Here is a 21407-nt window from a genome sequence, read left to right as displayed (position 1 = left end):
GCACTGCTTCGCAAGGTTCGATGACAAAATTAAAATATCCCCCTGAAATCAGAGAAAGAGCGGTTCAATTATTGATTGAATCTGAAAAAGATTATCCTTCTACTTGGGCTGCAATCACAGAAATTGCGCCTAAGATTGGTTGTACTCCTGAAACACTTCGTGCCTGGCATCAAAAGCATTTAGATCAGCAAAATCCTATTAAAGTACAACAGATATCTGATCAAGAAAAAATGAAGCAAATGGAACGTGAAATTAAAGAATTAAAGCGTGCCAATGAAATTCTACGTAAAGCAGCCGCTTTTTTCGCCCAGGCGGAGCTAGACCGCCCACACAAATAATGGTGGATTTCATCCATAACAATAAAGACTTATATGGTGTTGATGCGATTTGTAGGATTTTAACGATCGCAGCTTCAACCTATTACCGGACTCTAGATCTCTGGGAAAATCCAGAACATCGAGCAAAGCGAGATTTACATGACTTGCATCATGCTGAGGAGATTAAACGAATTTGGAAGGAAAGTTCAGGTCGGTATGGTGTACGTAAAGTCTGGCAAAAACTGAAACGTGAAGGCTATATTATTGCACGCTGTACTGTTGCTCGATTAATGAAAAAGCTAGGTATACAAGGTGTTTGGCGAGGTAAGAACAAACAAACCACCCGTAGCCGAGATGACCAAAAACGAGCACCTGACTTGGTGAAACGGAATTTTAGAGCTGATCAGCCTAATCACCTTACGAAACAGTGTTTCTCAGGTTGCTGACTTTACCTATATTCAAACAAATTCAGGCTGGGTCTATACCGCCTTTATTATTGATGTGTTCTCACGAGCAATTGTTGGATGGAAAGTATCTACACGGATGAATATAGATATGGTGCTTGATGCATTAGAGCAAGCATTGCATGATCGAGGTATGCCAAAGAATGTGATTCATCATTCCGATAGAGGTGTGCAATATCTTTCCATTCGCTATACCAAGCGTTTAGAAGCAGCAAATTTACGAGCATCAGTCGGTACGACTGGTGATTCATACGATAATGCTTTGGCTGAAACGGTGAATGGCTTATACAAAACAGAGGTGATTGAATATCTAAAAGCAGATTGGCAAGGTTTAGCAGATGTACAACTTGCGACACTAAACTGGGTAGATTGGTTTAATAAAAAGCGTGTACACAGTGCACTGGGTTATGTATCGCCTTTTGAGTTTGAAGCAATGTACTATGATAAGATTAACCCGTTAGGTCAGGTGGCCTAACTTAAATAAAAAAGTCTCCGACAAACCCGGTACGGTTCAACCATCATTGGATGACTACCGTAAACTAGGTAAAAAATATCACCAATATAGATATTATTCATCTTTAGTCAGCTAAGGGTAAGATTAAAATTCTTAAACTTCTGATAAATAAATTAATGCCATCAATTGAGGACTTTTTTAAGCTGAGAAAACCTTTATAAAGTCCAATTAAGTCCTTGTCCCATCTCATAAATAATGAGTATTAATGCAATTACCATTAGTGAAATGACAATGGCTTCGACCTTAGTGAGCATCTTAAATTCTCCACCTTTCATGTTCTCTATGATAAACAAAGTAAACGATAAATAACAATAAAGTTACAAAAAATTACTTGATGTTTCAAAGATGGAGCTGGTAAAGAAAAATCTCTCAGAGGAGGTGCTAATTCTTTTCAAACTTAACCTTATGTATCAGCGATGTCCTGTATAAGACTCATGACCTACTGCGATCATATCAACACCACCTTCTTCTTCTAAACTTAATAAGAAAGTATGAACACCCTGCATATCATTTAACTCAATATTATTGCCGAGCCATTTCATCGTACCTAGTTTCATATTGTTTATGTCTTCTTGGATTCTATTGTAGTTGACCATTGCTATGCTCTTTTTATAATTTGCCATTAAATTTTATTCCCTATAAAAGATTTTCAAGAAAATCGGTCCGTATTTGGCCGATCAATACTACAAAAAAGCTCATCTGATAAGTATTCTTACATAAACCCAAGGTTCTATAACTTGGATCCATTAATGAAGTGATATAACGTCTAATTTTCCCTTCCTGCTCAACTTCAATCAAATGCACTTCCCAATACCCCCTAATATTGGATTAAGTTTCTTGGCATTTACTGATATTGGCATCCTGATATGAAAGTCATGCTGAGAATTACGCTTGATTTAGAATTGTTCAAACACAATTTAAACCAGATCCCTTCAGGAGCCTTTGTTCTTAGAGATAGAGGTTATCAAAGGATTTATACTTTGTATCCCAATACCCTGTTGCCATTAGAGGCCAAAAGCCGCTGTAAACTGGATCCTGAACTAAAAATCTATAATCAGGAAATCAATAAAGAAGAATAGAAATTAAGTATGTATTTGGCAGTCTAAAAACTTTCAAAATGCTTTCAGAACGTTATCGCAATAGAGCTAAAAGCCCCCCTCTTTTGAGATTCAATCTAGTTGCTGGAATTTATAATTTGCAACTGAGTAAGAATGATTTATGAAGGAGGTCTAATCTAAGAAAATAAAAAAAATCCTAAAACCATTTAACTTCTTAGGATTTGAATAGGCAGGATATAAATATAAGCTTATGCTTGAATATCTAAGGTCATTTCAATTTTGTCCTGTGACCAGATTTCGATGTCATATTCAATCACTAGATCATCTGATTTTGAAATACGTTCAATATAAGTGGCGGTTTGACTTAAAGGAATACCTAAGTGCTGGCTCTCAAAATGAGACACACCGGTATTTTTAATTTTTAACTGACTACTCGTGTAATTATAATGAAAGTGATTTTTAATGACGTCTTGGACCGAAGTAATCACATTATAATTCAGCACATCTGGAAACAGCGCAACAGGTAAATAATTATATTCTAGAAGTACTGGTACATCATCAGCATAACGTAAACGGATAATTTCAATAAAGCCCAATTTACGATTTTCTTCACTAAAAAGATCACTGTGATCAAATCGCTCCAGCTGTCTGGTCGAGATCAGTTCAGTTTTGGCATTAAAACCCTGTGCCTTCATATAAGAACGAAAATTTTCAATTGAGTTTGGATAGTATTGAATTTTTTTATTACTCACAAACCAGCCGAGATTTTGCCGTTTGAAAATTTTATCTTCGGCACGAAGCTGTTCATAGGCCTTACGCACTGTTTCCCTTGAACAGTCAAACTTTAATGCCAAGTACCGTTCGGATGGAATCATTTGATTAGAACTGTAATTTTTTAATTCAGCCTCAATCAAATCTCTGATTTCCATATACTTCATTCAGTGAATCCAGTGAGTGCTCATAAGTGATAAAGATAGTACTAAATTAAAGAACAGAGGAAAATTAAAACAAGGTACAGATCAGTAAAAGATGCATTCCCTTGTTTTAATGAAAATGTTTAGCAGCATGATTGATACGTGATTCTGAGAGAATATCGTTGTCCACTCATAATGTTCTCATTTATGCAAAAAGAATAAACTAAATTTGTCTAGGAGAGTGGTGACAGTCTAATCTAATTAAAAGGCATCTACAAAATCGGCGGCTATTCGTAATAATCGACTGAGAAAATTACGTACCTTGATTCTAGACATTATTGCCCACCTCTACTAGCACATTTCCTGACACAGTCCCTATCTATACATTTGAATGCCTTTGACTCTTAAAGATTATCTTTAATAAAATGAGCTTTATAGGGCAATAGGCTTAAGATCTCCAGACTGTTGAATCCGGCAAGCGCACTGAGTGCGGTTCAGTAACGTGACACTGGGTAACGTCTTGGACTGCTGTATGTAGACAAAAATTAAAGCTGTAGTTTAAGGCTGGCATCCTTTAAGATTTATTTTAATTTACCACTGATGTCTGGATTTTTAGCTAATTATACCATATCCAAAAAACATCTATTTACTAATAATTGCTTAGGCTATTTATTATAAAAAATAACCATACATCATTGATATATGAAAATTTATTTTTATTTTTTCATAGACATAAATTAATTAATTTTTTAAGCCTCTATACACTATAGCTAAATTCCAAATAAGTTACTGCAATGTTCTTTGAATAATAAATCTATATCCTTAATTCTAAGTCTTTTCCTAACTGATTTTATTTGAGCCTACATTTTTTCTATCAGATTTAAGTCAGGGCTATATTTGGGTAACCATACAAGGTAATGGCCTGCTTCTTGGATTAATTTTTTAAGACTTTTACCTTTATGAAACGTCGCATTATCCATGATGAAAACACTTTTCTCTTTTAATTTCGGCAATAGATCATGCTCAATCCAACCCTCAAATACTTCTGTCGTGATAGAGCAGTTGAATAAACTCACAGTCAGTAACTTATTTTTAATCAAGTCTCCAATGGCATTACAACTGTTCTTAATTTGCCAATTAAATGTACCTTCTGCTCGTGTACCTTTATGATTATAGCTGTGGGAGCGGGTATCATCACTCTGAAACCCACTTTCATCAATATAAGTTAAGGGAAGTTCAGGTTCTAAATCTTCAATTAAATTTTTAAATTGTTCTCGTTAACGAGCATCTGATTTTGGAGGAGTTAACGTCTTTTTTACGTGATATTCCTGCTTTATGTAATGCATTAAATACAGCATGAGTACTTACTCCCAAACGTTCAGCTCGTTCATACTGATAATCATCAGGATATTTTTCAATATCTGCCAATATTTGTGCTTCAATAATTTTAGCTGGACGCCCAGGAATAGGTTTTTGCTCTGTGGACTTTTGCCACAGTTGGATTGTATGTGTAGAAACACTGAAATGCTGTGCTGTTTTTCGCACAGACATTTTATCTCTAGTCATAATCTCAATGACTTTGTCTTTAAAATCTTTTGAATATCCCATAGTTTGCATTGTAGTTAATATTTTAGAACTTGGCTATATAAGCCAGCATTTCATTTACTGCGATTTGTTCGCAACTAAAAAGTGTAGCAAGTTGCTACACTTTTTAATTCCTATATTGATTTAAATGAATAGGTAGTGTTGCAAAAAGTATGCTGAGATTAAATGAAGCCATTATTGATATAAAATAAGGTTAAGTCGAAAGCTTTAAAGTGGCTTTCAAGCTTTTTTGAAAAATTACAACTTTTCCTAAAGCAACATCTAATCTGATGCCTTATTTTGCAATTATTTCCTTCAATACCTACAGTGAAAAAACCTACCAATACTTTACTCAAAATCTTTAAATGCAGTGATAAAACTATCCGATTGATCACTTGAAATTCGGGTATAATGAATACCTAACTGCTTCCACTTTTCCTTCAGTCGTTGGACTGTAGCTAGATCTCTTTATCCCAAAAATAAGTCACAATCTCTCCTGTTTCTCTATGGTAAGCGTAAATAAGTAATTATTTAACCTGAGTTCGACATAAAAAATAAATAAAAAAAAGCCTTAGCATCTGTAATATCTTGGTTACGAAGACAAAACATTTCAGAGCAAGGCTTTTTCATGGACTATATTACCGAATTATTTTGTATCTTGGATGATTTCTGCAAAAAGTTTAATGAATCTTTAGAGAAAGCTCTAATTTCTGATCAAAAAACAACAATGAAAAAGTCAGCTTTAAGCTTGTCTGAAGTCATGACCATTGTCATTTTATTTCATAAATCCGGGTTTAGATTTTTCAAATATTTTTATTGTCATATGATCATCCCATTTTGGAAATCAGCTTTTCCCAAGCTTCTTAGTTACAATCGTTTTATTGAAATTATGCCGCGTTGTTTGCAAGCTTTGAGTAGTTTCTTCCATCAAGTTAAAGGAGAAGATACCGGAATTTGTATTATTGATTCGACTAAATTGGTCGTTTGCCATAATCTTAGAATTAAAAGACATCGTGTATTTAAAGGCTTAGCTGGTCGTGGTAAAAGTAGCACAGGTTGGTTTTATGGATTTAAAGTCCATATTGTTATCAACAACTTGGGTGAAATTATTAATCTCAAGATTACATCGGGAAGTGTTCATGATGTTGCTGTACTTGAATCTTTAACCCAAGAGTTAAAAGGTATTTTACTGGGCGATAAAGGCTATCTGAGTAAAGCAAAAACTGAAGCTTTAGCAGCAAGGGGGCTCAGACTATTAACCCCGTCACGCAAGAATATGAAAAATAAACCCATCCAAACTGAAGAAGAAAAACAATTGCTTTGCAGAAGAGGATTGATCGAAACAGTGAATGATCAGTTAAAAAACTTACATCAAATTGACCATTCACGTCATCGTTCGGTGAATAACTTTATGGTGAATATTATGGCTGCTATAGTGGCTTATTGCTTAAATCCAAATAAGCCAACTTTCCAAAACTTGCTAAAAAGCTAAAATATTTCATCGAACTCAGGTTATTTATTCTTTTATTCCCTACAAAAGTCCAAAACTCATCAACTTCAAGACATTCATAATATTTTTGCTCAAGAGAAATTTGATAAATGGATTTACTCAATGCCTGCAATATGCCTTAAACCACTACCTCTAACCATCAGGTGTAGTATTTTATTTGTTATACCAGAATGACAACCTCGATAACTAAGAGCATGATCACCAATAAAGTGACGCTTGCAGTTTTTGCATTGATATTTTTGCTTACTATATAGTTTGAGGCCATTTTTCTTTATACTGTCACTTAGACAGGTTGGACATTTGATTTTTAGTGTTATTTGCATCTCACTATCTTATCAAAAGCCAACCTGTTTTTTTCAGCATACTTTTTAAGACACCACCAAATGAATATAAGGATTGAACTTTAATCAAAGAGAAATTATTTAATTCATTCGAACTTACCAGCTAAATGAACTAAAACCTGAACTTCAACAACTATATATTATTAGTTGCTATTTTATTCTCATTAAATCTCTAGCCGAATTTAAAGTGGATTCAAGCCATCTTTCTTACCAAATTTACTACGACTCGATCCTGTAAGCTTTTTCCGGGTAGTCTGTTATCTAACATGGTTCTTGGCTTAGCTGGTTCTCCAGCTGACATTAATAACTTAAATTTAAAGACCGCCATCAAGCGAATTTAAATTATTTGTGTTCGACCAGCATATAAATTTATCCATCAGAACCTGATATTGATTGATCATTCTCATATAAAAACGTGAAAATAGGGAGTGAATATGTAGGATATAAAAACATTTCCGGATAACTATAAAATTAAAATTGGTCGGCTAGAAGAACATCAGAATTTAATATCTGGCCGCAGCAATAGTCTCTCAAAGACCAAATACAAATGAGTGTACTGAAGAAAATAAATTTCAATAATGCATGAGAATGTAATTGTTTTGAAGTTATTAAAAAAAGTGTAGCAACTTGCTACACTTTTTCGCTTTTTTGAATCAGCTGTTTTAAAAAATCTTCTAGTTGTAATAAACTGGCTTCGTCAATTTCCGAGATATTCAGAGAAACCTTAAGCTGTTTTTGATTCAGTTTAATATTCCCCGCAATCTTACCCGCATATTCAATTTTTCTGACCACTGATGTCGTGGTCAGTTTTTCTGGATCTTGACTCAATAATTTTTCAGCATAGGCAGTAACTTTGCTTTGCTCAAGTTTTTTGTCTTTTACTTTTTCCCAAGCCCCGAGTAAAGCCGTTTCGGCCTCAGAAAGTTGTTCCAGATGATCCGATAAAAATTTTTTGAATGCAGTTGCAGCAGTACGACCTAGCAGGCCTGGTTCCACATCAAGGTCATTTAAAATTGCTTGAGGCAGCTTTTCGTACGCTAAATACTTGTACATATCTTCGCGATTTAAACCCAGTGAATTGGCTAAACGTTGCTTGTTTTTCTTTAATTTCTCATCGAGAGAGTTCAGGCCAATAAAAATTTCATAATCTGTTAGATCCTGACGCTTTAAATTTTCTGCCAAGGTTAACAAAGATGCTTCTACATTATTTGCATCAATGATAATGGCTTCAATCACAGACTTACCGAGTAACTGATGCGCCCGTAAGCGTCGCTCGCCTGCAATCAGTTCATATTTCAGATTATCCAGTTTACGCACTGTAATGGGCTGCAAGAGGCCGATTTCATTAATAGAATCCGCCAGTTCCTTTAACTGTGACTCTTCAAAGACTTTACGCGGCTGGTTTGGACTGCGGCTGATATCCTCAATAGGGACATTACGTCTAAACTCTTTTAGCTCTTTAATATTGTCTTTCTGTGCTTGCTGGTGTTTTTCTGTATTCTGTTTCAGTTTCTGAGCTAAAAGCTCCTTGGTGCTTGCCATAATGCTCTCAGGTTTAAACTTTCGCTACAATTTCATTGGCAAGGCTTTCAAAAGCCTTACGTACTTTTGAATTTTTTTCTACTTTCAAAAGTGATTGTTGCAGAATCGCTGCTTGATTGACTTTAGTACTTTGAGGAATGGTGGTTTCTAAAATTTTTCCCACCTGTTTCAAGGCTTCATCCCGAATCAGTTTACAAACATTCTGACGTTCATCATGCTTAATCAGTAAAGCGCCCAAAAGCTCTAAATCTGGATTAATACGTTTGATCTTTTCAAGATGGTTTAAAAGATCTGTTACCCCATACAGTCCATATTGTGATCCGGATTCGATAGGGATAATGACATGGGTTGAAGATGCCAGCGCATTGCTGGTTAATAATTTAAGACTAGGTGGACAATCAATCAATATGAAGTCATAAAGATCTTTTAACAGTTCTAGCTTGATATTTAACTCTTCAGAAGGACGGGGAGCTTCTTCTTTTAGTTGGTCTTCTGTTTTTCCTAAATTCAAGGAACCATAAATTAATGATACTTTTTCAAAGTTCGTTTCTTCTTGTAATGCATCTGCCAACAACGAAATATCGCCCACCAGTAATTCTGCTGTAGTCACAACAATTTCGCTTGGATGTTGGATCCCAATATGTAAACTTGCGTTTGCTTGAGGATCTAAATCAATGACTAAAACTTTATTGCCCAGATTGGCAAGTTCTGAGGCGAGGTGCACAACAGTCGTTGTTTTGCCACATCCGCCTTTATGGTTAGCAACAGTAATAATTTTTGCAGACATGCGTGTCAGATGCTTCCGTATTTGAATGTCTAGTAATATAAATAACTTTCACTCATCTTACTATAGTTTTTAAATTTATAAATCCTATTTGTTCAGATGTAAAACAGCTTAAAAAATAAATCTTTAACTAGGCTAGCTTAATTAATAATTAGAATAATTAGTTATTTAGCTAATTAATAATTAAGAGCATATTTTTATTATATAAAACAAATACTTATTTCTTTAAAAGTGGAAGGTTTGTCACCGTAAAGTGGAAGGTTTGTCACCGTAAGGTGGAAGGTCTGTCACTCTAAGGTGGAAGGTTTGTCATCGTAAAGTGGAAGGTCTGTCACTGTAAAGTGGAAGGTCTGTCACTAGGGTGGAAGGTTTGTCACTGCTACTTTTTAAACTGCTGTTTTTTAAAAAAATATATTAAAAAAACAATAATTTAGGTTGTTAATAAAGTCCCGTAAATAAGCTTTAAAGGTGGAAAGGTTGTCACTGTGTATTTTTGACCTGTGGATAATCTGTTTTTATTGGATATTTCCTGATGATTATATGTGCAGTTATACCTTTCAAATCTAACTGAAAGGTGGAAGCCTTGTCACATCAGGGTTTCTATTTAACTTAACCTATCTGAATGTGGGTGAAAAAAGTAAAAATAGTCATTCTAAACTGTAATTTCGGGGGCTAAAGGTGGAAGGTCTGTCACTGTAGGGTGGAAATACTTTATTAAATTCCACTTTAAAAGCAAAAAACCGGATAATAACGCTTTTTTTGATGACGGACCTTCCACTTTTAGAATCTTGTGGTGAAAGTCTTGAAAGTTTTTCCACTTTTGTATATAAAAACTAAGTCAAATTATAAATATCACGGTTATGACAGAATCTGAACCATTGCAAGAAGAAACGAATTATATTCCCTACTGTATAGGCAACATTCGCCATAATGGCGTTGTCAGTACCAGTAACCGCTTAATTCGCCCAATCGAGTTGTCATCCAATGAATATAAGGCACTTCTATATGCAATGGCGGTTGCGAATTATAGTGAGAAAAATAGGGTAGATGGTGAAATTACCGAACAAACTTATATTTATTTGTATAAGGATGATTTGGCAGATTTACTAGGATTAAATAAACGTAACTCAATTAATGTTGCAATAGATCGGATCTATAAAGAGCTTTCATCCCGGGTAGCTCATTTTATTATTGAGGAGCCTGCTGATAATGGTAAGAGAAAGACTAAAAAAGTACATTCTGTCGTTCCCATTATCCGTGAGTTAAGATGGGAAGATGACTCTAAAAATGCGATTCAGATTCGTTTTACTAGTGAAGTGTTGCCGTATTTCACTCAACTGGCTGGGGGTAATTTTACTACCTATCAGCTAAAACATCTTTTTGCCCTAGATTCTGTTGCCAGTATGAGTCTTTATACTTATTTCATTAAAAACGAATTCAAGTATGCCAACCAGAAGAGTTATGAAGTGCCATTACTTTTAGAAAACTTGAAAGCACTGATTGATATTAATGAAACAAAATATGATCGTTGGGTAGATTTCAGGCGCTATGTATTAGACAAAATAGTGGCAGAAATTAACGAAAATACAGATCTACAATTAGAGTATGAAACTGTTAAAAAAGGCCGTCCAATTGTAGGTGTGAATTTTAAACTGCATCATCGGATTGCTGATAAAGCACCGGATGAAATGGCAGTAATTGAAAAAATCTATCTTGATGTTCCATTTGAAGACAATGTATTCGTAAAAGAGTTAGGTGCTAAATTCGATATGAATGTACGTTCCTGGTATATTTTTAATAATGATGAAAATTATCAGCAGTTCAAGAAGTGGTTTAAAAAAGTAGGGTGTCTCACTGACTCTCAAGCAAATATTGTCATTAATGACACTTTATTCCAAATGGATTTTGCTGAAATTGGTATAGGGCTGAATGACTTTAAACGAAACATGAAGCATAAACTTAAAAATAATCCGGAATTCGTTCAAAGTATTCGTGAAAGACTGAATGATATTTTTGGTAAAGACCTTATTTAGAAAAAAGTGTAGCAACTTGCTACACTTTTGGAGATATATGTTCTTAAAAATACAAGTGGTAAGGACTATAGAAGAAAAAAGGCTCTATTGCATATAGGCTTTAGAAATAGATCCTTCCTAAGTTAGGCAAATTAGGTATAAAGTTTGCCTAATTTCGTAAATCTATCCAAAACTGCTACCCGTAGATGAATCTCATACCTGACTTTAAAAATGTTTTTCCGTCAACTCATCTCCTAATAATTTAATGCAATGCGCCTTGGTTTTAATCAAACTGCATCGATGATAACCTGACTTTTTTCCAAACAGCTCTACCTAGACATTTGACTGTTTTTAATAATTCGTTTTTCTCTAAAGATTCTGTTGTTTGATCTTTTTAGAATTTTGCATTTTTTTTCTGGAGTAATGACAGTATGTGCTCATCAGTCTGAAATCACTTCTCTGCAGCATTTTATGTCTTACGCCCCATCGGTATAGACAGAATCTATTCGCTCATCTGACTGAATTTGGTCCAGCAAATCCTGAGTAATTGTGAATCACTCACATTATTTGTCGCAAGGTGAACGGCTCCAATTTGCATGGTTTCAACATCTATACAATAAGTTTATCTCATTCGACGGTATTCTGGGTGATGTTTCTTACGCTTCCATTCACCTTCACCTAAAGATCTTGAACCCGTAGAGTCGATGAATAGGTGTAACTTATCAGTAACCTATCACGAATTTTTTAATAGCTTATCGCAATATCAATATGCTTTTGTCATCTACAGAGGACAGAGTAATCTAGTACTCTCCAATTCAAGCTACAGAGTTTAATTAGACTTCGAACAAAGCCTGTGGCCATGAATAAAAAAAGATGGAAAAAGGATTTGATCATTAAATAGCATTTAATGGCTTTATCGGAATAAGTTTGATTTCGTTCGTGCTTGCTTTGTGGTTGTGCATACCATTGGGTCTTAGGGTCAAACCAGATTGATATATTTCCTCGCTTGATTAAAGTTTAGTTATACGAGGACCAATTGGTTATAGGGTGGATTCTAGATGTAGGTGTCCTGGAAACTATATTGCTAAAGAAGCCTTTAAGAGTAAAGTAGTTTCGTGCAACAAAATCGTTTTAGAACTTTTAATCTTATCTGTAAATTTATTTCTAAAATTACTAGGGCGTGTCATTAATTAAGCCAGATGATTGTTGAAGCCAGGTAGATCGCTGATAAGAAGTTTTGAGCCAATTTATCATAGCGTGTGGCGATTACTTTAAATTGCTTTAGCCTTGCAAAGGTATTCTCAATTAAATGCCTGATTTTATAAAAATAACAACCCATATGATCATTATTTGAAAGCGTATTAGATTTTTTGGAAATATTGGTTTTATTACCAGTATTTTCTATCTGTTTTCTCAATGACTCAGAGTCATACCTTTTATCAGCATAGAGAATTTTTGTCTTATTTAGGTCTATGTTGTTAACTAAGTTCTATGCCACTTTTATATCGTGTATTGTGCCATCCTTTATTAGAAACTATACAGGATTCCCATTAGAATCCCCCCCAAATGAATTTTAGAACTGTTTCCACTGATACTTTTTGAGATTGCTTGATCCTTGATTCCTGTAGCGTGCTGCAGAGCCCTCACATTACGGGCATCATTAGACACCTATTCCGAATCAGCATCAGATCAAATTAACTTTAATATTTTTTAATAAGTTATTGTCTTTTGACTATGGGGAAAGCTTCTTGAATATGGAATTTGGTTCTCCAAAAGCAGCAGGTAAATCCCTCCATGGACAGCCCGTACGAATCCTAAAAAGAATAACTTCAATAAAATTTTCAAGATTTTGTTTATTCTTAACCACACCCAACACCTTGTATACCTAGCTTCTGCATAAAGCGAACCACAATACAACGTGCAATAACATAGCCTTCAAGTTTCAATTGTTGCCAGACCTTACGCACACCGTATCGACCTGAACTTTCTTTCCAAATTCGTTTAATTTGTTCCGCATGATGCTCATCATGTAGATCTCGTTTCGCTCGATGTTCTGGATTGTCAGCGAGATCTAAAGTTCGGTAATAGGTTGAAGCTGCGATCGGTAAAATCTTACAAATAGCCTCAACGCCAGATAGGTCTTTATTGTTATGGATACAATCCACCATTATTTGTGTAGGCGGTCGAGCTCCGCCTGGGCGAAAAAAGCGGCTGCTTTACGTAGAATTTCATTGGCACGCTTTAATTCTTTAATTTCACGTTCCATTTGCTTCATTTTTTCTTGATCAGATATCTGTTGTACTTTAATAGGATTTTGCTGATCTAAATGCTTTTGATAACAAACACGTAGTGTTTCAGGAGTACAACCAATCTTAGGCGCAATTGCTGTGATTGCAGCCGAATTCGATGGATAATCTTTTTCAGATTCAATCAATAATTGAACCGTTCTTTCTCTGATTTCAGGGGTATATTTGGGTTCTTTCATCGGAACACTACACGTTATATTAGAATGAGAACCTCGATAACTAAGAGCATGATCACCAATAAAGTGACGCTTGCAGTTTTTGGATTGATATTTTTGCTTACCATATAGTTTGAAGCCATTTTTCTTTATACTGTCACTTAGACAGGTTGGACATTTGATTTCTAGTGTTATTTGCATCTCACTATCTTATCAAAAGCCAACCTATTTTTTTCAGCATATTGAAACACCACCGAAGATGATTAGGTAGTTATCTTGCTGAACACCGTTAGAAAACGAGCTGATAGCATAGTTTATGACGAAGCGAAAAAGTGAATTAAAGACTAAAATGGGAGGTATAAGCTCGCATTTTTGCATTCATATAATCACCACTATCTTGAATGTAGCTAAATTCCTTAATATGACAGAACCAAACTATACAAGCAGATGAACCAGAAAAGGACCTACCAAAACCATAAAAATACCAGCAAGTACCATTGTTAAGCTGGCAATCACCCCTTCTTCTTTATCACGACTATAGGCTTTAGTCGTTCCAAATCCATGTGCTGCGTTGCCCAAAGATGCACCCATGACAAAATGAGATTTTAACGGTAAGGCGGCTAGCACAATATCACCAATGATCATACCTATAACACCAGTAATCATGGTAAACAAAATAACCAGTTCGACAGAGCCACCTATATGATTGCTCAACTCCATTGCAAAAGGTGTAGAAATGGAACGCGCCATTAAGCTATAGGTCGTTGACTGATCAAAATTAAACAGCTTAGCCAAATAAAATGAACTGATCATTCCTGCTAGCATCCCTATCACCACGCCCATACTGATAGAAAGTAGATGTGTTTTGATTATTTCACGGTATTCATAAATTGGAATGGCAAAGGCGACTGTTGCAGGGCCTAACATCCAGACAATCCATTGGTTATCTTGCATATACGTATCATAAGATATATTCAAAGATAAGATTAAAATAATCAGAAGGATAGGGGGTAGTATCGCTGGTGATAAAATGAGATAAGGATATTTTTGATGGATTTTTTTTACGACAGTATAAAAAAGTAAAGTTGAAATCAGACAAACAATGGCGATTAAAGTCATGATTATTTTCCATCCTGATCTATATTACGCAGAGATTGGGAGCGATTATTCTTGATTTTATTTTCAAAATGAAAGCCAAGATGTACACTATATGCTGTAACCACCATGACACAAATGGTGCCCAGAATAACAGCAAAGATTAATTGCCAGCCTTCTGTTAAAAAAAGATGTTTATATTTAATTAGTCCAACAAAACAGGGAATAAAGAATAAAACCAATTCACCCAAAATAAAATCGGAGCCACTCTTGATCCATTCAAGTTTAAAAAATCCAGTCAATAAACCTGCTAAAACAATAAAAAGCCCGATCACTGCACCAGATACTGGAAGTTTAAATAAGGATTGAAGTATGCTGCCAATCCACCAGAAAGCAAGTAATAAACTGATTTGCAAAATGATTTTACTGATATATTTGAGTCGGGTCGGATGTTCGATTTGTACAGGCATTAATATCACAGCTTGATTTTGAAGATAAGGTAATTTTATATGCTGTACGTATGTGAAATAATGAATAATTTTATAAATATTATTCTATATTGGAATAATTTATGGATCTAAAATCACTTAAAATTTTTGTTGAAACTGTTAATAGCCAGAGTTTTAGTTTAGCTGCAGTACGCTTGTTTATGACGCAACCGACTTTAAGCAAGATCATTAAAAGCTTAGAAGAAGAGTTGGGAACAGCACTATTTAAAAAAGGTGAAGCAGGAAGAAAACGTGAAGTCGTACTGACTTATACAGGCGAACTGATTTATCAGCATGCATTAAACATACTGTCAGAACATGAAAAAATATATAACACGATTGAGCAAGTTAAGTTACTTAAAAAGGGTAAACTGACTTTAGGTTTACCACCATTAGGTTCTGTCTTATTTAGTTCACTTATTGCCTTATTTCATAAGCAACATCCGGATATACAGCTTAGTTTTTTAGAGGTAGGCTCAAATAGTATTGAGGAAGCAATTGCAGATAAACGTATTGATGTTGGTATTTTACTTGGTAATTTTCGACCGACTTTTGCGTCAATCCCAGTTGTTGATTCAGCAATGTGCTTACTATCCATAAAAGATTCACAGTGGAGAAATAGGAAAACTGTAAATTTGATCGAATTAAAAGAAGAATCCTTTCTATTATTTTCTGATACCTTTACTTTGAATAGTATGATTATTAAAGCAGCAAATACAGTAGGTTTTGAACCTAAAGTTGTCTGTAAAAGCAGTCAATGGGACTTTATTGCAAAAATGGTTGAATCAAATATGGGAATCGCATTACTTCCTCAAATATATTGCCAGCAATTAGATCAGGAAAAATTCAACACTGCCGTATTGGAAAATCCAGGTTTAAATTGGACTTTAAGTATGGCCTGGAATACGACTATAGCAATGAGTCCTGCAACTAGAGCATGGCTAAATATTGTAAAAGATCATAAACAGAAAATTCACTTTTAGTTCAATGCTTTTACAACCAGTTTTTGATTGTCGTTACAATCAGTTTTGGCTGTTTAATTCATCGGTTCTATCGCATTAAGGAATTTAGGTCTATTTAACTTATGTTTACCTAAAATCTAGTTTATAAATTATTTTTACAATATATTTATTAATTTCAATATTTTGAAGAAAAATAATAGAAATTTATAAAAAATTAGTTCATGAACTTATAGGATTTTTAAGAGCATTTATATGAATGACTAAGTACTGTGAAAAAAGAGAACTAGATGACGTTTAGATAAAATTTTCAATCAAATAATCTTATTGTTGTTATTTCTAGTCACATAGTCTATTTTTATTATATGAATTATTCTTCCTCACCCAAAAGACCACGTGGTCGACCAACCAAACACGGTTGTAACTATGCAGACACTAAAGAAGTTTTAATCCACCGAGGTATCGAGTTACTGACCGAACGTGGAATGAATGCTATGAGCTTGGATGATCTCATGAAATCAGTCCAAGTTCCTAAAGGGTCTTTCTACCATTATTTTGTAAATAAAGAGGCTTTTATTTTAGAAGTCTTAGATGCTTATGAACTTTATTTTGTGAAGCGATTGAATAAGTTTTTAAGTCAAACTGGTCTTTGCCCACTAGAAAAGCTGCAAAATTTTGTAAAAGATGCGGGTGAAAAAATGCAAAAATATGATTTTAAACGAGGTTGTATTTTAGGTAACTTAGGACAAGAAGTGTCGTATTTGCCACAAGAAATCATTGCCCGAATCGAAAGTATCTTCAAGGTATGGGAGAAATTAGTTTCTGATTGCCTACATCAGTCAAATTCACAATATAGCCTAGCTGATTGCGATGAAGCTGCTTATCAGTTTTGGATTGGGTGGGAAGGTGCAGTTCTAAGAGCACGTTTGGTCAAATCAACAAGTCCCTTAGATGCATTTTATCGCTTGTTTACTTTAGCTGTAAAACAACAAAATCACGTAAAAAGTTAATTAAAAAATAAATGCAGACGTCTGTATTTATTTTTTAATTAATTCTAGACAATCAGTCTAATTAAATGGAGAGGAAGTTCTATGTACAAAGGTATTGTAATTAATAAAGATGAAGCAGGTTACACATCACAAATTACTGAGATTGCATCAAAGCCTTTACAAGAAGGAGAGGTTAGAGTCGAAGTCAAATATTCAACACTCAATTATAAAGATGCTTTAGCCATTACTGGGCGTTCACCAGTGGTGCGTAGTTTTCCTTTGACCCCAGGCATCGATTTTTCGGGTGTTGTGATTGAATCAAAACATCCAGCATGGAAAGAAAGAGATGAAGTTCTACTGAATGGTTGGGGAGTGGGTGAAAAGTATTTTGGAGGGCTTGTTAGCGGCAGTGTAAAAATGACCCCCTAACGGCATTTAAAAACTGACCCCCTTGGTTAATATAGCGGTCATTTTGGACTGCTCAACATGTTAACTTTGGAGCAAGCAGTGACAATCCAAATACTTCATCAGCAAGGTAAATCCATTAAAGCCATTAGTCGTGAACTGGGGGTGTCCCGAAATACCGTACGTAAATATTTACGGCAGAAGGAAACACCTCAGTATCGGCGTACACAACCTAGAACAAGTATTCTTGATCCATATAAACCCTATTTACTCAAACGTGTAAACGCAGCTCATCCTGAATGGATTCCTGCTGTTGTGCTCTACCAGGAAATTTTAAGGTTGGGATATCCAGGAAAGATCAGGATCTTGAGGGAATATCTCGCAACATTAAAACCAGTTGCTAAACCGGAACCGATCATTCGTTTTGAAACCCAACCTGGCCAACAAATGCAGGTGGATTTCACCACGATTCGACGCAACAACACGACTTTGAAAGCCTTTGTCGCAACATTAGGGTATTCCAGAGCGACTTTCGTGAAATTTTATGATCATGAACGTACCGATGCATGGATCGATGGTCTAGAAAATGCATTTCAGTTCTTTGCAGGAGTACCTCAAGAAATCCTGTTTGATAACGCTAAAACGATCATGATTGAACGGGATGCCTATCAGGAGGGGCAGCATAAATGGAACCCCAAACTGCTCGACTGCGCCAAGAAATACAGCTTTCGTCCTCGCGTATGTAAGCCCTACCGTGCACAGACCAAAGGCAAAGTTGAACGCTTTAATGGATACCTCAAATCAAGCTTTATTGTGCCATTGAAAGCAAGCCTGAAGACTTCGGGTTTACTGTTAAATGTTGATGTCGCCAATGCCCACATTGGCCGGTGGCTGCATGAAACCGCCAATCAGCGGATTCATGCCACCACGCAAGAAAAACCGGCTGTTCGACTGCAACAGGAGCAGCAAAAATTTACGCCATTACCGCAATCAGATACAGGTTCTGGCACTGTACCTGTTGCAGCAGCACAGCATATCATGCCCTACGAGAGTTTGCAGCATCCCTTATCGGTATATGATCAGTTGCTAGGAGTTTCCTGATGAATCTGCAATACGACCGTATAGAGCAGCTTTGCCAAAAGCTCAATCTGCCTGCCATCGCATCACAATGGTCACATCATGCACAACAAACATTAGGTCAGGATGGAAGTTATGCCGACTTTGTTGAAGCAATCTTGACGCATGAATATGCTGCCAGGCAACAGCGCAGTCAGCAGGTACTGATGAAACTCTCAGGCCTGCCTCAAGTCAAAACCCTGGAAGACTATGATTTTAATTATGCCCTAGGGGCCCCTAAATCACAGGTGATTGAACTGTTCAATCTGAGCTTTATTGCTAGAGCAGAAAATGTGGTGTTTCTGGGGGCTAGCGGAGTAGGAAAAACGCACTTATCTATGGCATTAGGCTATAAGGCCATCATGAACAACATTAAGATCAAGTTCATTACCGCAGCGGATTTAATGCTGCAACTGAGTACAGCCTATCAGCAAGGTAAATTGAAAACCTATATGCAGCGTGCGGTACTGGGACCAAAGTTACTGATTATCGATGAAATTGGTTATTTACCATTTGGACGTGAAGAAGCGAATCTGTTCTTTAACGTGATTGCCAAGCGTTATGAAAAAGGCAGTACGATATTGACGAGTAACTTACCCTTTAGCCAATGGTCTAAGTCATTTGCGGATGATGTCACGTTGACCGCTGCGATGTTAGATCGGCTATTACATCACTGTCATGTGGTACAAATATCGGGTGAGAGTTATCGTTTGAAGGGTAAAAAAAGAATTGGGATTCAGCCCCAGGTTGAAACTTAATACGAGATCAAAGGGGTCAATTTTACTTTGCCATTTGTAAGGTAAAAGGGGTCAATTTTAGAATGCCGTTGACAGGCTAGCCGAGCAAGTCACTGTTTCTGGTGATTGGCTCATACAAAAACCTTCTGCTTTTTCTTTTAAAGATACGATGGTTATTGGTACAGCAGGTTATACTGCAATGTTGTGTGTCATGGCTTTACAAAAACATGGTATTAAACCAAGTGATGGAAAAATTTTAGTGACAGGTGCAAATGGTGGAGTAGGTAGTATTGCCATTATTATTTTGAATCATCTTGGTTATGAGATTACAGCTTCAACTGGTCGACCTCAAGAGTCAGAATATTTAACCTATCTAGGTGCGAGTGAAATTATTGATCGTATTGAATTATCTTCCCCAGGAAAGCCATTAAACAAAGAAGTTTGGGTTGGCGTAATTGATACTGTTGGAAGCCATACTTTAGCCAATGCATGTGCAAGTACAAAATATCGTGGTGCAGTTGCTGCGTGTGGGTTGGCAGGCGGAATGGATTTTCCAGCAACAGTTGCTCCATTTATTCTAAGAGGGATTACCTTATATGGAATTGATAGCGTGATGGCACCAATCGAATTAAGAAAAGAAGCATGGGAACGTTTGGCTACAGAATTAGATCAGACAAAATTAGAAACAGTAACGACTGAAATTCAGTTGACAGATGCTTTAAATATTTCAAATGAAATTTTAGATGGAAAAATTCGAGGTAGAGTTGTTGTACAGATATAGTTCAACAAAATGAGTTGTGGGACTGTTCTAAATTTTGTGTAAGTACTTAATTTTCATTTATCCTACTGAGGATAATAAAAAGAGGTACTTCACATGGATGAAGCTACAATCAAAAGTATGGCAGCTGAATTAGCTAAAAGTTTAAAAACTCCTGAAGATTTAAACCAAATGACGGCCATATTTAAAAAGTTCATGATCGAAACCGCTCTGAATACTGAGCTTTCTGAACATTTAGGCTATGAAAAGCATCAACCTAAGAAAGGATCTAATGCATGTAATGGTTTTAGCTCCAAAACAGTTCTAACACAAGATGGGCAGCTTGCTTTAGATATCCCTCGTGATCGTGATGGCTCTTTTGAACCACAGATTATTAAGAAGCATCAAACACGCATTACTAGCATGGATGATCAAATTCTTTCGTTATATGCGAAAGGAATGAAAAATAGAGAAATTGTTGCTTTTTTAAAGAAATGTACGATGCCGATGTATTTGCCTCCCTTATTAGTAAGGTGACGGATGCTGTCATTGAACAAGTGACAGAATGGCAAAATAGCACACTCGATAGTCTTTATCCTATTGTCTATTTAGATTGCATTGTTGTTAAGGTTCGTCAGCATTCAACATTAATCAATAAATCAGTTTATTTAGCATTAGGCATTAACCTGGATGGCCAAAAAGAACTTCTTGGCATGTGGCTTGCTCAAACAGAAGGTTCCAAATTCTGGCTATCAGTCATGACAGAGCTTAAAAATCGAGGAGTGCAAGATATTCTTGTAGCCTGCCTTGCGAAGCAGCGCATCTCAGGACTAAAAGGCTTTCCTGATGCGATAGCCTCTGTCTACCCTCATACTGATATCCAGCTGTTATCGTACATGTTGTACGCAATAGCCTGAGATTTGTGAGCTGGAAGGACTACAAAGTTGTAACAGCAGGATTGAAGGCGATCTATCAGGCAAGTACAGAGGAAAATGCTTTAAAGTCCCAAGATATCTTCTGCGATCAATGGAATCACCAGTATCCAAAAATTGGAGAATCCTGGCGGGCAAATTGGGAAAATATCCGAACGATCTTTAGCTATCCTGCTGAAATACGTCATGCGATTTATACAACAAATGCAATTGAATCATTGAATAGCGTGATCCGCCATTCAACTAAAAAGAGAAAGATCTTCTCTTCTGATGATTCAGTGAAAAAGGTCATTTATTTAGCAACTTCAAATGCTGCTAAAAAATGGACCATGCCAATTCAAAATTGGCGTTTAGCAATCAATTGGTTTACGATTCAGTTCGATGATCGATTAAAAGATCATTTATAAAAAAATGAGACTTACACAAAA

At 35.8% G+C, this 21407-nt stretch carries 16 protein-coding genes, 9 pseudogenes and 2 other annotated features; of the genes and pseudogenes, 11 read left to right on the top strand and 14 right to left on the bottom strand.

All coding sequences use genetic code 11. The annotated features are described in order from the left end of the window. The first annotated feature begins 20 nt into the window (after positions 1 to 20). A pseudogene (locus ACWM1W_RS15910) lies at positions 21 to 1256 on the top strand (IS3 family transposase). Beyond that, positions 296 to 412 (top strand) — a sequence feature (AL1L pseudoknot). It overlaps the preceding pseudogene by 117 nt. 449 nt (positions 1257 to 1705) lie before the next feature. On the opposite strand, the gene ACWM1W_RS15905 reads toward ACWM1W_RS15910, so the two are convergent. Next, a complete protein-coding gene (locus tag ACWM1W_RS15905; RefSeq protein ID WP_004812059.1) occupies positions 1706 to 1918 on the bottom strand; it encodes a hypothetical protein in 213 nt (70 codons plus the stop codon). A gap of 243 nt (positions 1919 to 2161) precedes the next feature. Between ACWM1W_RS15905 and ACWM1W_RS15900 the strand changes: the two genes are divergently transcribed. Continuing rightward, positions 2162 to 2374, top strand: a complete 213-nt coding sequence (locus ACWM1W_RS15900; RefSeq protein WP_375726245.1) for a hypothetical protein — start codon at positions 2162 to 2164, stop codon at positions 2372 to 2374. 227 nt (positions 2375 to 2601) lie between these two features. Here ACWM1W_RS15900 and ACWM1W_RS15895 read toward each other — a convergent pair whose 3' ends face one another. From ACWM1W_RS15895 to ACWM1W_RS15880, 4 genes and pseudogenes are all read right to left on the bottom strand, one after another. Further along, a complete protein-coding gene (locus tag ACWM1W_RS15895) occupies positions 2602 to 3291 on the bottom strand; it encodes a GntR family transcriptional regulator (protein ID WP_004812055.1) in 690 nt (229 codons plus the stop codon). An 836-nt stretch (positions 3292 to 4127) separates the two neighbouring features. Continuing rightward, complete coding sequence (locus tag ACWM1W_RS15890) at positions 4128 to 4487, bottom strand: transposase (protein WP_375726246.1); 360 nt, start codon at positions 4485 to 4487, stop codon at positions 4128 to 4130. A gap of 43 nt (positions 4488 to 4530) precedes the next feature. Beyond that, positions 4531 to 4884, bottom strand: coding sequence for an IS630 transposase-related protein (locus ACWM1W_RS15885; protein ID WP_375726244.1), 354 nt, complete (start codon positions 4882 to 4884; stop codon positions 4531 to 4533). A gap of 149 nt (positions 4885 to 5033) precedes the next feature. Continuing rightward, positions 5034 to 5375 (bottom strand): annotated as a pseudogene (locus ACWM1W_RS15880) (IS1 family transposase); the annotation flags it as partial. Positions 5376 to 5479: 104 nt separating this feature from the next. Between ACWM1W_RS15880 and ACWM1W_RS15875 the strand changes: the two are divergent. After that, positions 5480 to 6343, top strand: coding sequence for an IS982 family transposase (locus ACWM1W_RS15875; protein ID WP_004729973.1), 864 nt, complete (start codon positions 5480 to 5482; stop codon positions 6341 to 6343). 31 nt (positions 6344 to 6374) lie between these two features. On the opposite strand, the pseudogene ACWM1W_RS15870 reads toward ACWM1W_RS15875, so the two are convergent. From ACWM1W_RS15870 to ACWM1W_RS15860, 3 genes and pseudogenes are all read right to left on the bottom strand, one after another. Beyond that, positions 6375 to 6684, bottom strand: a pseudogene (locus tag ACWM1W_RS15870) (transposase-like zinc-binding domain-containing protein); the annotation flags it as partial. 648 nt (positions 6685 to 7332) lie between these two features. Beyond that, positions 7333 to 8244 (bottom strand): ParB/RepB/Spo0J family partition protein, encoded by a 912-nt coding sequence (locus ACWM1W_RS15865; RefSeq protein ID WP_004779964.1) that lies wholly within the window; start codon positions 8242 to 8244, stop codon positions 7333 to 7335. A 13-nt stretch (positions 8245 to 8257) separates the two neighbouring features. Then, positions 8258 to 9031 (bottom strand): ParA family protein, encoded by a 774-nt coding sequence (locus ACWM1W_RS15860; RefSeq protein ID WP_001274705.1) that lies wholly within the window; start codon positions 9029 to 9031, stop codon positions 8258 to 8260. 857 nt (positions 9032 to 9888) lie between these two features. Here ACWM1W_RS15860 and ACWM1W_RS15855 point away from each other — a divergent pair. Beyond that, a complete protein-coding gene (locus tag ACWM1W_RS15855; RefSeq protein WP_004779966.1) occupies positions 9889 to 11061 on the top strand; it encodes a replication initiation protein in 1173 nt (390 codons plus the stop codon). A gap of 131 nt (positions 11062 to 11192) precedes the next feature. Here ACWM1W_RS15855 and ACWM1W_RS15850 read toward each other — a convergent pair. The 6 genes and pseudogenes from ACWM1W_RS15850 to ACWM1W_RS15825 form a co-directional block, all read right to left on the bottom strand. Continuing rightward, positions 11193 to 12120, bottom strand: a pseudogene (locus ACWM1W_RS15850) (IS5 family transposase). A gap of 106 nt (positions 12121 to 12226) precedes the next feature. After that, positions 12227 to 12514 carry a transposase gene (locus ACWM1W_RS15845; protein ID WP_224214018.1) on the bottom strand — a complete coding sequence of 96 codons (288 nt, stop codon included), beginning with the start codon at positions 12512 to 12514 and terminating at the stop codon, positions 12227 to 12229. Positions 12515 to 12772: 258 nt separating this feature from the next. Beyond that, positions 12773 to 13525: pseudogene (locus tag ACWM1W_RS15840) on the bottom strand (transposase). After that, positions 13134 to 13250: a sequence feature (AL1L pseudoknot), on the bottom strand. It overlaps the preceding pseudogene by 117 nt. A 12-nt stretch (positions 13526 to 13537) precedes the next feature. Further along, positions 13538 to 13702, bottom strand: a pseudogene (locus ACWM1W_RS15835) (IS1/IS1595 family N-terminal zinc-binding domain-containing protein); the annotation flags it as partial. Between the two features lie 234 nt (positions 13703 to 13936). Beyond that, positions 13937 to 14620, bottom strand: coding sequence for an LrgB family protein (locus ACWM1W_RS15830; RefSeq protein WP_004779971.1), 684 nt, complete (start codon positions 14618 to 14620; stop codon positions 13937 to 13939). Positions 14621 to 14622: 2 nt separating this feature from the next. After that, on the bottom strand, positions 14623 to 15066 hold the full coding sequence (locus ACWM1W_RS15825) for a CidA/LrgA family protein (protein WP_004779973.1): 444 nt from the start codon (positions 15064 to 15066) through the stop codon (positions 14623 to 14625). Positions 15067 to 15167: 101 nt separating this feature from the next. Between ACWM1W_RS15825 and ACWM1W_RS15820 the strand changes: the two genes are divergently transcribed. From ACWM1W_RS15820 to ACWM1W_RS15790, 7 genes and pseudogenes are all read left to right on the top strand, one after another. After that, entirely contained in the window at positions 15168 to 16067 is a 900-nt protein-coding gene (locus tag ACWM1W_RS15820) for a LysR family transcriptional regulator (RefSeq protein ID WP_004779974.1), read from the top strand. 341 nt (positions 16068 to 16408) lie between these two features. Next, positions 16409 to 17053: a TetR/AcrR family transcriptional regulator gene (locus tag ACWM1W_RS15815; protein ID WP_375726236.1), complete on the top strand. Its 645-nt coding sequence runs from the start codon at positions 16409 to 16411 to the stop codon at positions 17051 to 17053. A gap of 81 nt (positions 17054 to 17134) precedes the next feature. Next, positions 17135 to 17431 (top strand): annotated as a pseudogene (locus tag ACWM1W_RS15810) (alcohol dehydrogenase catalytic domain-containing protein); the annotation flags it as partial. Between the two features lie 87 nt (positions 17432 to 17518). Then, complete coding sequence (gene istA, locus ACWM1W_RS15805) at positions 17519 to 18538, top strand: IS21 family transposase (RefSeq protein ID WP_286716026.1); 1020 nt, start codon at positions 17519 to 17521, stop codon at positions 18536 to 18538. Further along, entirely contained in the window at positions 18538 to 19311 is a 774-nt protein-coding gene (gene istB / locus ACWM1W_RS15800) for an IS21-like element ISAba8 family helper ATPase IstB (protein WP_075167882.1), read from the top strand. Before istA ends, istB begins: the two co-directional genes overlap by 1 nt. Positions 19312 to 19387: 76 nt before the next feature. Further along, positions 19388 to 20071, top strand: a pseudogene (locus tag ACWM1W_RS15795) (MDR family oxidoreductase); the annotation flags it as partial. A 93-nt stretch (positions 20072 to 20164) separates the two neighbouring features. Beyond that, positions 20165 to 21386 (top strand): annotated as a pseudogene (locus tag ACWM1W_RS15790) (IS256 family transposase). The last annotated feature ends 21 nt before the right edge of the window (positions 21387 to 21407 follow it).

The organism is Acinetobacter sp. TW_SC_4, assembly GCF_054861205.1.
The sequence above is the reverse complement of the archived record's forward strand: the minus strand, read 5'-3'. Positions and strand labels throughout refer to the sequence as shown.